This is a genomic window from Mycolicibacterium mageritense, assembly GCF_010727475.1.
GTDB lineage: Bacteria > Actinomycetota > Actinomycetes > Mycobacteriales > Mycobacteriaceae > Mycobacterium > Mycobacterium mageritense.
In genome coordinates this window covers 5,147,489-5,159,902 of the sequence record NZ_AP022567.1, presented here as the reverse complement: position 1 = coordinate 5,159,902, position 12,414 = coordinate 5,147,489, and the positions used below count along the sequence as shown (strand labels likewise).

The 12,414-nt window shown below is 60.4% G+C and carries 14 protein-coding genes; 1 reads left to right on the top strand and 13 read right to left on the bottom strand.

The window, feature by feature from the left end; genetic code table 11:
* Nucleotides 1–269: 269 nt before the first annotated feature.
* The 3 genes from G6N67_RS24900 to G6N67_RS24890 all read right to left on the bottom strand — a co-directional run bounded on the left by G6N67_RS24900 (nucleotide 270) and on the right by G6N67_RS24890 (nucleotide 3,577).
* Nucleotides 270–1,016, bottom strand: coding sequence for a YwaF family protein (locus tag G6N67_RS24900; RefSeq protein ID WP_081812381.1), 747 nt, complete (start codon nucleotides 1,014–1,016; stop codon nucleotides 270–272).
* A 30-nt stretch (nucleotides 1,017–1,046) separates the two neighbouring features.
* Nucleotides 1,047–1,877: a cutinase family protein gene (locus G6N67_RS24895; protein WP_036428084.1), complete on the bottom strand. Its 831-nt coding sequence runs from the start codon at nucleotides 1,875–1,877 to the stop codon at nucleotides 1,047–1,049.
* A 281-nt stretch (nucleotides 1,878–2,158) separates the two neighbouring features.
* Entirely contained in the window at nucleotides 2,159–3,577 is a 1,419-nt protein-coding gene (locus G6N67_RS24890) for a DUF1254 domain-containing protein (RefSeq protein WP_036428087.1), read from the bottom strand.
* A 230-nt stretch (nucleotides 3,578–3,807) separates the two neighbouring features.
* Here G6N67_RS24890 and G6N67_RS24885 point away from each other — a divergent pair, with 230 nt between their 5' ends.
* Nucleotides 3,808–4,800, top strand: coding sequence for an AraC family transcriptional regulator (locus G6N67_RS24885; RefSeq protein ID WP_036434113.1), 993 nt, complete (start codon nucleotides 3,808–3,810; stop codon nucleotides 4,798–4,800).
* A gap of 413 nt (nucleotides 4,801–5,213) precedes the next feature.
* On the opposite strand, the gene G6N67_RS24880 is transcribed toward G6N67_RS24885, so the two are convergent.
* The 10 genes from G6N67_RS24880 to G6N67_RS24835 form a co-directional block, all read right to left on the bottom strand.
* Nucleotides 5,214–5,588 (bottom strand): hypothetical protein, encoded by a 375-nt coding sequence (locus G6N67_RS24880; RefSeq protein ID WP_036428089.1) that lies wholly within the window; start codon nucleotides 5,586–5,588, stop codon nucleotides 5,214–5,216.
* On the bottom strand, nucleotides 5,588–5,938 hold the full coding sequence (locus tag G6N67_RS24875; protein ID WP_036428091.1) for a hypothetical protein: 351 nt from the start codon (nucleotides 5,936–5,938) through the stop codon (nucleotides 5,588–5,590). The genes G6N67_RS24880 and G6N67_RS24875 overlap by 1 nt, the downstream gene beginning before the upstream one ends.
* Nucleotides 5,935–6,249: a hypothetical protein gene (locus G6N67_RS24870; protein WP_036428093.1), complete on the bottom strand. Its 315-nt coding sequence runs from the start codon at nucleotides 6,247–6,249 to the stop codon at nucleotides 5,935–5,937. The genes G6N67_RS24875 and G6N67_RS24870 overlap by 4 nt, the downstream gene beginning before the upstream one ends.
* Nucleotides 6,250–6,261: 12 nt before the next feature.
* Nucleotides 6,262–7,131 carry a phage major capsid protein gene (locus G6N67_RS24865; RefSeq protein WP_036428095.1) on the bottom strand — a complete coding sequence of 290 codons (870 nt, stop codon included), beginning with the start codon at nucleotides 7,129–7,131 and terminating at the stop codon, nucleotides 6,262–6,264.
* A 343-nt stretch (nucleotides 7,132–7,474) separates the two neighbouring features.
* A complete protein-coding gene (locus G6N67_RS24860; protein WP_110798310.1) occupies nucleotides 7,475–7,975 on the bottom strand; it encodes a hypothetical protein in 501 nt (166 codons plus the stop codon).
* Nucleotides 7,959–9,368, bottom strand: coding sequence for a phage portal protein (locus G6N67_RS24855; RefSeq protein WP_235684059.1), 1,410 nt, complete (start codon nucleotides 9,366–9,368; stop codon nucleotides 7,959–7,961). Before G6N67_RS24855 ends, G6N67_RS24860 begins: the two co-directional genes overlap by 17 nt.
* A 12-nt stretch (nucleotides 9,369–9,380) precedes the next feature.
* Nucleotides 9,381–10,835 (bottom strand): terminase large subunit domain-containing protein, encoded by a 1,455-nt coding sequence (locus G6N67_RS24850; protein WP_036428097.1) that lies wholly within the window; start codon nucleotides 10,833–10,835, stop codon nucleotides 9,381–9,383.
* Nucleotides 10,836–11,272: 437 nt separating this feature from the next.
* Nucleotides 11,273–11,413 carry a YlcI/YnfO family protein gene (locus tag G6N67_RS24845; protein ID WP_110798311.1) on the bottom strand — a complete coding sequence of 47 codons (141 nt, stop codon included), beginning with the start codon at nucleotides 11,411–11,413 and terminating at the stop codon, nucleotides 11,273–11,275.
* Nucleotides 11,410–11,835 carry a hypothetical protein gene (locus G6N67_RS24840; protein WP_131524538.1) on the bottom strand — a complete coding sequence of 142 codons (426 nt, stop codon included), beginning with the start codon at nucleotides 11,833–11,835 and terminating at the stop codon, nucleotides 11,410–11,412. Before G6N67_RS24840 ends, G6N67_RS24845 begins: the two co-directional genes overlap by 4 nt.
* On the bottom strand, nucleotides 11,835–12,248 hold the full coding sequence (locus tag G6N67_RS24835) for a hypothetical protein (RefSeq protein WP_131524540.1): 414 nt from the start codon (nucleotides 12,246–12,248) through the stop codon (nucleotides 11,835–11,837). The genes G6N67_RS24840 and G6N67_RS24835 overlap by 1 nt, the downstream gene beginning before the upstream one ends.
* Nucleotides 12,249–12,414: the final 166 nt, after the last annotated feature.

Sequence of the window (12,414 nt, the reverse complement as noted above, 5' to 3'; positions counted from 1 at the left end):
GCACGTTCGACCCGAAGAAGGGCGGCAAATTCGAGCCGACCACCAAGGCCGCACCACCGCCACCGCCGCGACCCGGACACAACAAGAAGTAGGCGTACAGCGCGGCCTTCACCGCCCTGGTCACGGCATCATCGTGACCGGGTCGCCCGAGTGACGCCAAAATGCTTGTGGGGAACAGATTCCGTTCGCCCACAATCGTTTTCAACACCCACGTTTTCAACACCCAACCGGGTCAGGTGCACACCTGAACCAGGCCCGCAATGTAGCCGTCAAGCACCGGTTTCGCGTCCGGCTGACAACATCTTCACAGCTGACGCGCGCTGCCACGGCCAGGTCATCAGCGCCCACACGATCAGGACGATCGTGACCTCGACCATCAGGTACACGGGCCATGGACCCAGCACGTCCAGCAGTGACGCGGTGGGCGGTTTCCGGTTGAGGTAGCCGTAGTTGGTTCCCGTGATGGCATTGAAGGCGAGCGTGAAGGCCGCCCACGCGACGGTCACGATCACAGCGAAGCGATAATCGCGCCAACCCGGCCGCATCCCACGGCCCCAGGTGAGGTAGATCGCCGCCCACACCACGAGCACGTGCAGCGTGAAGAACGTGACGAAGAGATGGTGGGGAAAATCCGGTGCGCCTTCTTTCGCGGTGCCGATGTCCGGCGTGATCAACGCCTGCGAGCTCAGCACGAGCCCCCAGTAGTAGGTGAGCACGAAAGCCCAATGCCGTTGCGACCACAAGGCATACGCCGCCGCCAGCTCCGCCAGGTCGCACAACTGCAGTGGCACCGAGGTGTCGATCGCGGGGTCGACGAGCTTGTAGGCCAGCGCTACGAGAAACGCCGCGAGCAGGAGCACCGCCAGACCGCGGCTCACGAGCCGGGCCTGCGCTTCGGTCAGCCTGCGCCCCACCATGACCAACAACACGGCTCCTACCGCAAACAGCGCCAGCACCGCCAGGTGCGATGGGCCGTACGCCGAGAACTCGCGATATGCCGACAACAGCGCGATCAACTCCCCCGTCTCGTCCGCGGTCGATTCCCGTCAGTGGACCGCCGAGACCAGTCCGACATCGGGCGTCGGAGTGGCGGTCGCAGATGTCGACGGGGCAGAACCAGGTGGCTGCAGACCATAACCCGGAGTCGCCGGGCCATATCCGGGCTGCGGGCCCGGTTGCGGACCGTGCAGCGACCGCTCCGGGCCGTAGTCCGGTGTCGTCGAACCGTAGTCGGGCAACGTCGACCCGTAGTCCGGCAATGCCGGGCCGTAGCCGGGCACCGACTCGCCGAAATCGGCCAGCAGCCTGGCCGCGACGAAAACCGCTGCCTGGGTGGTGTACACCGGGACATAGCCGTCGGTGTGCCCGCTCCACTCGTTGCCCTGGCCCTCGTGACAGATCGGGTCATTGGGGTTGCACAGGTCGATCGCCTTGGAACCGTACAGCGCGCTCTGCGTTGATATCGATTGCTTGGTGCGGGTGGCCACGTCACCGAACGTGGTGATCGCCGTGACGTTGTCGGCGTACTCGGGCGGCAGCGAATCACCCCACTTGATGCCGCCCAGCGGGTTGCCGGCCACGATGTTGATCACGCTCGCGCCCTGCGAATAGCCACCCAGGACGATCTTGGTGTCGGGGCACGACGACAGCGTGGACTTGATGTGGGAGATCGCGTCTTTGGCGCCGTCGCCACCGTGCAGCTGAAGCTTGCTGGCCTTGTAGTCCACCGCGTAGGTGGCGATGTTCATTCCGACGGCCTGCTTGCGCAGCGCATCGACGAAGGCGTCGCCGACCCGGCCCATGCCGGGCGGCTCGTCGGTGCCGCGCGCGAAGACGACTTCGACGTCGGCGCAGTCGGCAGCGGACGCTGCCGGCATGCCAGGGGCGACGGGCAGGACGCCCGCAGCGAGGAGTGCAGTAGCGCCAAGCCCGACCCAGCGACCACCTGGCCGCGCACTGCCCGCTCGGGGGCTACGTATGCGGCGAGAAAACACTCCTCAATCTAACGTGTTTGTCCAGGCCGGATGAACCTCATGGGGGGCCGGATCGACCGCGCGGCACCGCTCCTTGCGGCATGTCGCTCGGTCGCCCAGCAAAACGAACAGGTCAGGGATTTCTTCCTGACCTGTTCCGCGGTCCAGCCGGCCTTCTGCGGCGGTCAACTCTTGACGGCTTGTGGCGCCTTCCAGCTTCCGTTGAGCGCTTCTTCCTTGGGCCAGTACAGGCGCAGGATCATCTGGAACGGTCCGTCCGGAGCGGGTAGCCAGTTGGCCTCCTTGTCCGGGCCGGGCGACTGGTTCTGCACGTGGATGGTGATGCCGCCGTCGGGATCATGGATGAGGTTCGGCAGCATCGGCGAATTGATGAGGTACCGGTTGATGGGGTTGGCCACCAGCAGGCTCTGGGGCATCTTGTACATGGTGATCGACCAGAACGAGTTGACCGGAGGTAGCTGACCTGGCGGAAACCGCAACGTGTAGCTGGCGGCTCCGGTCAGCGGCGCTCCGGCGGAATCGGTGGCGATCACCGGATACATGGCTTCTTGCGCGACGTTTCCGTAGATGCCCAGCACCGAACCGGCCATGCGGTAGAGGTAGTTGTTCCCCAGCTGCGCGTGCGTGCCGAACAGCTGCCCGGACGTCACCTGACCGGTATTGAGCTTGTCTTTCTGGAACGTGGTCAGCTCGGCCCAGGCGTCGGCCATCCCGTCCTGCACAGCCTGCAGGTTTTCCTTGCTCATGTCGTCGGGGTCGAAATCGCCGTCCGGACCGATGCCGATGGTCGCGAACCGGTCGCGCAGTGCCTTCTCGTCGGGCAGTACGGGCGCGGACTTGAGGACGAAGTTGAGGATCTGGAAGAACCTGGGTGAGGTCTTCTGCTCGTCGGGGGTCAGCGGCGCGACGAACTCCATCGGCGGAGCTGTGGCGGCGGGTTTGCGCTCGAAGGCCGACAGCGGCTGGACGGTGTAGCCGTCCTGGATCTTCTTGACGTTGTCGATGTCGGCGGGATCGAACAGCTGGGTGCGGTAGATCACCAGGGAGAAGTCGGTGTCGGAGCGGATCACCTCGCTGACCTCCGCTGGCTTCTCCCCCGTCCAGCCGGGACCGGCCAGCAGGTACTTGCCGCCGCCGTTGCCGGTGGTACGGCTGCCGACGTAGGCGTAGTCGTAGGTGTAGCCGTCGATGAACTGCAACGAGTAGTACCGGCCGGCGTCGATCGGCGGCACGGTCAGCACCAAGGGCTCGGCCCGCAGATCGGCGCCGAGCATTGTGTAAGGCGTGTCCGAGTTCGGTGTCTGGATCGTGGTGTCCGCAGGCGTGAAGACGCGGGCGATGCTGTGGGTCTGGTTCCAGACGCCCTTGTACTGGGGATTGGCCTTGTCGACGAAGTACGAGTGTTGGATGCGGTAGTTGTCGACCATCGGAAAGCCGTACGTGTAGGCCTCTTTGGCGATCTCTCGTATCTGCTGCGGCGTCGGTGCCGCGTTCGGATCAGCAGGCGCTTCACCGGATTCGGCGCCGCAGCCCGCTGTCGCGGCCATCAGCAGCACCGCCAGCCCTGAAACCCAGACCTTCATTCGTTGCCTTTCATGTCGATGTGCTGCCCAGCGGAGTGGTGACGAGCGTTGCAACGGTCAGCAGTGCCGTGGTGTGTCGGTTCAAGGTTTCCCGTGGTCCATCTCCATTGCGGCCCACCACGATCGGGTGGGCCGCAGCGGGTGGCGGTCCCCCGGCCGGCCAACCACTCTGCACCATCGGGCGCATGCTCGTCTTGACTTTGCTGGACAGCTTCTTGACCATCATGGACATGCAGCTGGTCCGCGGATCGTCGCTCACAGGGTTCGGACCGCTCGTCACCGCCCATGGAGGCGATCCGGAAGCGCTTCTGGTGCTTGCTGGAATCGATCCGTCCTACGCCGGCCACGATGACCGCTACATTCCACTGCGCAGCGCCATCGCTGCGGTGGAGGATGCGGCCACGGTGTTGGGCGTGCCCGACTTCGGCCGCCGGCTCGCGCTCCGCCAGAGCATCGACATCCTCGGCCCGGTCGCCGTGGCCGCCCGCACCGCGGCGACCGTCGCCGACGCGTTCTCCATTCTCGACACGTACATGAGCTCCCACAGCCCGGGCATCAACGCACGCATCACATCCCACGCCGACCCAGCGATGCGACGGTTCGAATACGAATTCGCGCTGACCCCTTCTCCACCTCAGGCCCAGGCCATCGAGCTGGCCCTCGGCTTGACACTCCAGGTTTTGCGCCTGTTTCTGGGCACCCCGTACCGACCGGTTGCCGTGCATCTGCCGCACCCGCCGCTGGGAACCGACTCCGAGTACCGCGGATACTTCGGCTGCACGCCTCACTTCACAGAAGCCACCGCAGGGTTCACCCTACGGACCAAGGACTTGGAGCGTCCGCTCAACCACGATCCGCTCGCGCACCGGCTCGCCCTCACCTACCTGGCGGAAGCCCACGGTCAGCGCAGCCGCGCCATTGCCGACACCGTGCGCAGCATGGTGCGCCAACTGCTGCCCGCCGGAGAACTCACGGCCGGATTGGTCGCCCGACAGTTCGGGATTCACCCCAAGACGCTGCAGCGCCGCCTCGTCGCAGAGGGAACCACCTTCGCTGAACTGGTCGACCGCACGCGCCGTGAGTTGGCCCACCGACTGCTCGTCGGCACCGACCTGCCTGTGTCCCAGGTGTCCCGTCAGCTGGGCTACGCCGAACACAGCGTGTTCACCCGCGCCTGCAAACGCTGGTTCGGAATGACACCGACGGCATATCGCAATCGGTGAAGCCGGAGCCCGTTTCAGGGCACAACGACATGTCGATGGGAGCACCGACGAAAAAGCCCTGGCCAGAGACTTTGTCTCTGGCCAGGGCTTTCCTGGTGGAGCTGCCGGGAATTGAACCCGTTTCGGGGTGCTGGTCAGGGGATCGAAAACGCGTTGACCTCGCAAAACACATCACGGTGATTCACGGTAAATCACGGGTTTTGTGGGCAGATTGTGGGCAGATTGTGGGCAGGCCGCGAGTGCGGGTGAACAACCCCGTGGAAGATGGAGAACCACACTCACGGCCTGCCGGTTCTAGGGGTTGAGAAAGTCCCGCGCGTGCAGGTAAACGCTCACGCGATTCACTGCGGTCATGGCGATTCCTTGTGCCTCAGAATTGGGACTAACTAGCATTTGACACACGCGGGACTCTCTCAAGACTTCTTTTTCTTTTTCCTCAGAATGGCAATCGCTTCTCGCCGCGCGGCTTTCTCATCGAAAACGCGTGTCAGTTGCGGAGGAATGCCCAACGCTCTGAGTTCGTTCAAGCGCCAGTTGTGATACCGCGCCGTTTCCACGTGCCGATTGATGATCAAATCGTTCATCGGATCGGCTACGAAATCGTTTTCAGCTTTTTGCGCGGATATCTTGTGCGCAGCGAAACCGCCAACCGCCACGACGGCCAATGTTTTGCGAGTCGTCAAACGAGCCGTTCGGCTTTTGATCCCCTTGCGCCGTTTCCGCGCTGACGCGGCTTGCGCTTTCTCCAACGCGGCCCGTCGCGCGGGAGTCATACGGTAAGTGGACATTAGACCGACTTCACCACGGCTTCATAATGGTGCAAGCGGCCACGGTACAGATGACGCTCCACCTTGTTCTCTAAACTCAATGCCGTATCGCCGTTGTACGTGAAAATAATTTGATTCGCACCGGCCACGCTGGGAGCCGAAGCCGAGGTATTCAAGGGAATAAGGAACGCGAACGGCTTGATGACGAAAAGGTACCGCGTGACTGTCACGGCGTTTCCCGAAACGCCTATCACTTTCGCCGATTCTATCGGCGTCACAATCGCCGGAACAACGCCGTTGAACGTCTCAGAAACCGGGCTACTGCCCACTTTCGTCTTACAGACGATGCTTACCCGGTCGTAGAAAATCACTGCGCTTTCTTCCGGTAGCGATTCAAAACGAGTCGTTCGGTCAGACTGAAACCCGCGAATCCTCCACGCATGGAAACGCTACCCACGTCACTCGCGATCTGTTCGGGGTTAGCAACCAACCGCGCAGCAGCGGTCACGATCACGGCAGCAATTTCGTCGTTGGGCACGTCATCGGTGAAACCGCCGTCACGCGTGTACGCGCGGCACATCTGCGTGACCACTGCGGCGTGACTCCCGGCGAGGGTGACGAGACTTGCATCGCCACCCCCGCCGAGAAAATCAGCGATCCGCTGACCTGTTACGGCAGCCATCTTGAAAAACCCTTAGATCGTGATGCCGGTCAACTTGATGACGGCCTCAGGGTTCAGCGGCTTAGCGTCGTAACGGCACACAACGCGAATCGCCTGTTGGTCGAAATCCCCGAAAGTCTGATCGAGAATCTTGACCGTGGGCGCAAGATCACGGGCAACCGCAACTTGCGAAAAATCGACCAGCGCAGCGCGTCCGGTTGGCGTTGCGCCTCCGGTGTCGGGAACGCGATTGCTCACGATCACGGGATGACCAAGCAGCGTGTAACCGCCAGCGGCAGTCACGTCCGGTTGCACGATGTAATTTCCATCGGTCGCCTTGATCTTGCGAAGGTCGATCAGCTCGCGACTCGTCATCACCCAACGCAGACCAGCGGGATTGACGTTTTCACCGAGCGCGAGCGCTTCGGCGTCGTGCAGATCGTCCAACGAAAGTTCTGCGTTGACCGCGAGCGTTTGCGTTCCGGCCCACGCAAAGAGTCCCTGCGGGGTAACCGTGCCGTCGCCAGATGCCGAAAACAGTTGCGCGTCAAGCTTTGCGGCAACGTCGGTCACCAAACGATCCTTGAGCGCGGCATCAAGGGCGACAACCGACTGACGCGCGAGTTCGTTGCTGTACCGCGTGAGCGTCTTGAGAGACTTCATCGTGGACGGCAGAAGCTCGACCTCATCGAAATCGGGGTTCGCTTCGGGAATCTGCTCGTTTTCGCCAACCCACGAAACCGTGGTTGGTGCGCCGAGCTTGGGAATGCGCAGCGGCGATGCGGTATCGAAAATGCGCGGTCCAGCGGCGAGAAACTTTGCAGTTTCCTCAAGCGGCTTAACGAGAATCTTCGCGACTTGCTCTTGAGTGAGTTCGGTCGCGTTATTGGTACCAACGGCCATGATGAAAAACGTCCTAACAGTCAAACGGAAATTTTGATTTCAGATCGTTTGACGCCACCGGGACGTTTAACGCGAGCGCATCAGGCGCGGTAATGCCACTGTATCAGAAATGGCGCTTAATTCACCTAATTACGTGACCTTTGTGAAGTCGGGACTTTGTCGACGCTTGAGGTCCGCCTCACACGCGCTGCCACCGCCGCACGTCGGACCGTCCTTGCGGGTTTTAGGCGGGTTGATGCCGTTCGGAATCTGCTCTACCTCGTCGTACATCGGCTTCCCGCATCCGGAGCAGTTTCCTTTTCCGCGTACTTTTTGCTTCGCCATTCACGCGACGCTAGTCGAGCTACGTCCGTGCGCGCAGCATGTCGGCTAAGTTCACCGGTGCTTCTGAGGCCGCGCCGCGTCGGCCCTGTCCCACGTCGCCGAATGGTCGCCGCGAGGCCAGATGCGGTTTCTTGGCGAGTAGCTCGTCAATGGCCGTCGTCAGTGCGTCGTCGTCGTCCAGGTGCGCCGCGTCGAACGCCAAATCGGTGGGATCGGCCATGCGTCCGGTAGCCGCGACCAGCGCGGTATGCAAACGCTGCGCTAGCTCGTCGGCACGGTTCGCACGCTCCCGGTATCCGGCGTTTTCACGACGCAGCTTCTCGACATACGTTCTACTGAAAGACGTTGCAGTGTTGTCATTTTCGTCGTCCGCGTTGTCGTCACCTTCGGTCAATCCGTCCGTGTCCGCGTCCACGGTCGCGTCGGATTCCACGTCGGTTTGTTCGGTGGTCTGCTCGTCATCCGCCAGGGCGGTTGGTGTGGGCGCTTGGTTTTCGTTTTCGTCATCCCGTCTGAACATTTTCACTATCTCCCGTTTCCGATTCTGGTTCGTTTTCTTGGTTGGGTTCGTCGTCGTCTGGCACGTCTTCGATCAAGTTCTGATACTTAATCTCAGCTTCGATTTGCAAAATTTCTTCGTCTGAGTAACCGAGCTTTCGCAATGTGAACGCACGCGGCAACAGTCCAACCTCAAAAAGCTTGACCGCTGCGTCAGCCTCTTGCGCCATGCTTCGCGTTCCGGCCTCAGACCAAAAAACCACCACGTCGTCAACCGCGTCAGGGTCAACCCCGTCGAGAACCGCAGTCATCAGCCGCGCAACTTTTTCCCACGCGCGCCCGAAGATTTCTTGCCGCGCTTCTGCACGCGCGGTCAGCGATGCCTCAGACGCGCGCAACGCGTCTGCGCTCGCGGGGTTGTCGGTGAAAACGCCAACGTAGTGCGCTGGCAGAGTTGAAACCGCCATGATCTGACCGAGCATCACGCGCACGCTCGCTTCGTATCCGGCCAAATCCGCTGCGGCCAACTGACCAAATTTTGCTTCGGGGTTCTCAGCGATCATCGCGCGGTTGCCCTCAGGAATCGGGTTGACCGCTGCGACAACAGGATTGCCGTCGTTGTCGAGAACCGGGTTTCCGTCAGAATCTACAACCGGTTTTTCTTCCAACTCGATGCCGGTAGCCCAACGACGTGGACGGCCAACAAACTCGCTCGTTATCATCATGTCGGCGAGAGACTTGTTCAGCCCGTCAACGAGCGGCATCAAATCGTCAATCTCGCTCGCGCCGTAGTCGTCCAAAATCCGGTCTGAGTTCCGCAAGTTCACCACCGGGACGACGCCGAGCGGATTCGGGATTTCGTAGACCACCTCAAAACCGAGCGTTGCGCCCGTGTGGTTGGCCCTGTAGCGCACGATCCGATCCGGTAGATACAGAATCGCCTCAGTCGTGATTTCGGTTTCCCAGCGCTTCACAGCAGCCGTGATTTCGCGCGTACCGGGATCGAACAAACACGAAACTTGCTTGGCGCTCTCAACTGTCACGGTTGGTCGTCCCAACGCGTCAGCCCACACCATGACGTAGGAATCACCGAAAAGCAGTGCCTCACGATGTGCGACGTTTGACAGTAGGTCCATGTCGTTGCGCAGCCACTCGGGCCACAGCGCTTTGTCTGAAAAACCGGTGATCTGCAAACGTTCGGTCAGCGCCGTGACCGCAAGACGCGGAATGTTGGACGCCATGCGACCGAAACGGTTACCGAGCGCGGTTCGTGATTCTGGACTCAGGAACGCCAACGGTTGATTTCCGGTGTAGTACGTATCCAAAAGCGAATAACGCGCTAGCGGTTCGTCTAATTTATGCAACAGCTTTTGCAAATAATCAAACGCCACGATTGGCACAAGTGGAATAGTCACAATGTTTCCTTGTCACGCGAAACTTACGGTGCGCTTCTTGGTCGTCTTAGTCGAATGCCAAGCGGCCCTATCATAAGCCACAATAGCAGCCACAGCGGCATCAATCTTGCGCGGAGAGCCGCGTTTATCCTTACTCACCAAATCACCCATTGGCGTGCGCTTAGCGACGCAATGCGCAATGTGCGCGGCCAATTGTTCGTCACCGTCGTGACTGACGGTTTTCGTCATCACGGCCTGGTACAGCCGGTCAGTTGCCGGTGCCATGCGTACCGCTGCGGCGGTGTTCCACTCCAACACGCGTTTCTCACCGTGACGGTTCGCCCACGCTTCGATTTCGCTGCGCCAACCCCACGGGTCGCACGCCAGTTCCACCACGTCGTAGCGCTGAAACGCCAAATCGACTGCGGCGTCTACACTTTCACGCGGCACGCGCCAGCGCTCGTCACCGGGATTCTCCCAGATTCCTTCTAGCCACACGTGGCCGTCCATCGTGCAGCCCACCAGCGCCGTTGAGTCACCCGACGCCGAACCGTCAAAAGCCAAAACAACGCGCTCGTTAGATGAGATTTTGCGCTGACGCTCGCACTGCGCCCACGCTCCCCACGGGAGCCACGATTGCACGCCCGTGACCCACTGACCCAAACGCAACTGACGGAAAACCGGCTCACGGATGGTTTTCAGAACTGACTCAAGTCCGTCTTCTGACAAAAACGGCTCGGCGTCAGCGAGTGCGGGGTTAGCGATGCGCCACACGTCACGGTCGTCAACCTCGCAACCGTCAGGCGCGAGGTACTCGCGAAAGTAAAAAGACGCGTCCGTGCCGCTGCGGCCATGTTCGACCAGGCGCCACATCACAGAATCCGCAGAATCGGCCGGCGTGGAAATCGCCAACGTCAGACTCTCGGGCCTTTTGCCGGCCACCGACGTGACCGCTTCCCAAACCTCTTCGGTGACCACGTGAAGTTCGTCAACGATCATCAGCGACGGATCGTGTCCGTGCAGCGCGCCCGGTTCTGCCGGAAGCGGCAACAGCGTGGCGTCGTTTTCGGGCAGATACAGCCGGTCAGCGTAAATCTGGACGCGTTCGGCCAAAATTGGGTTCAGCTCGACCATGCGTTTTGCGTATCTCATGGTGATGTTGGCTTGGCGCTGGTCGCTCGCGACCACTAGCACTTCGGCGCTTGGCGGCCCAACGAACATTTCGGCCAAACCGAGCGCAGCGGCCAGCATCGTTTTTCCGTTCGCACGCGGCAGACTGACCAGCGCGGTACGGATGCGCGGTGCGAACGCTCCACGCACGATCTCACGCTGAAAATCGCGCAAGTTGAACGGCTCTTTTGCACCCTGACCGCGCGGAGTGATCAGAAAAACCGAGATGAAGTCCTCTCGTCGCGCTGCGCGGTCTGTCGGCCACCCCGAAAAGTCGATTGGCACGGCCTTGATCGTGCCTTTTGCGCCACCCTTCATTTTGAAAACCCTTCCACACAACGTTTTTCGTGATTTTCACGAATTCTGACTAAAACTTGGCCTCCCCGGCTCGGCTCGTAAACACCCCTAAGTGGGGTTTGCCCCCACCCCTGTTTCGCGCGTTTTCTCGCCGCGTGCTGCGCCACGTTTGCGGTTGCACGGCCCGCACACCACGTCAACGTCGCGTAGCCGAATCGGCAAGCCTCTGGTTTTGCGTTCCCACGCAAGTGGTGTGTGATCGCACTGCAAATCCGTCGTTGCGCCGCAGTCAGAACAGAACGGTTGTAGCTTTCGCGCTCGCTCGCTCAACTTGCGCCACGCGTTGTCATAGCCGCGTTCATATGGGCTCTGTTGGTGCTTCCCACCACGGGGCAACGCGTGCTCGTCGCAACGCGTGGATTCGCCCGGTTCACCGCAGACGATGCACGGCCTCATCGTCATCGTTTGTCAATTTTCTTTTCAATGAGAGCACGCACGTATGCGCTCATCGTCATGCCCTCGGCTTGCGCTTGTGCCCTGATCTGATCACGTATTTCATCGGGCATCCGCACACTGATCAGCTTGTCTTTATTGTTCATGGCGTCTGCGCTTCCAACGGTTCGTCTAATTCGTCGTCATCGGACTCGTCGTTGTCATTCCACGTCGTGTGGTTGATTGTTGCTTTCCACGCGAAGCTGACGCGCCAGGGCGGTTGGTTGCGCCTCAGATCACCGATGACAATCGGCGCACCGTCGTAACTCACGATTTCGGAATCGAACGCAGTTGAAATCAACAGTGCCAACGCTTGTGCAAACAACGCTCCCGCTTCGATGACTTTCGGCGCATTCTCCGTCGTTGGTCGTATGACGTTGCCTGCCTTGAGGTTTCCATGTAGGAACTCGCGCACCGCATCTTGCATTTTGGTGCTCAATGTCAACGATCTGCGGTGCGCGGCACACAACCCCGTGCCGTCGTCGGCTACGCCAGCGCAGTGCTCGGCACGGCAGGCAGGGCCGGTCATCAGCCGACCACCGGCCACGTCTTGACCAGCTCCCAGAAGTCGATCACCGGCAACGTCTTGATCTGCTCGACGCAACGCCGATACTGCTCGACGCGAGAAACCGCGTGCTCTTGCATTTCCGGAAACAACTTGAGGTAGTCGTAATCAAGTTCTGTGTTGTTGTATCGTATCGTCAAACGTCGCAAGTGTGCCGGTTGGATTTCATCATCCGGCATGTAGACCAAAGCGCGTTCGATCACGTCTTGCTCCATCGTGCCGTCTGACAACCGCCGATAGCTATTTTCATGGACTCGCGCCAACAACGTTCCACGCCCACCGTAACCGGTCAGATACTCCGGCCACGCCGTAGGCAACGACGCGAAAACAGAAGTCGTCATGCTCTTAATCAATCCGTCGAACTTGGTTCTAATCATTAGCATACCTTTCAAAATAGATCGTTAATCCGTCTAGCATGAACTGATAAAATGATGGCGCGCAGTCAGAGCAAATATCGTACGAATTAAGCTCGTTGCGACCGTCTCTCAGGTCAACTTGTTTAAGCTCAAATCCTCCCGCTTTTGGGTCTTTGCCGCTATAAAT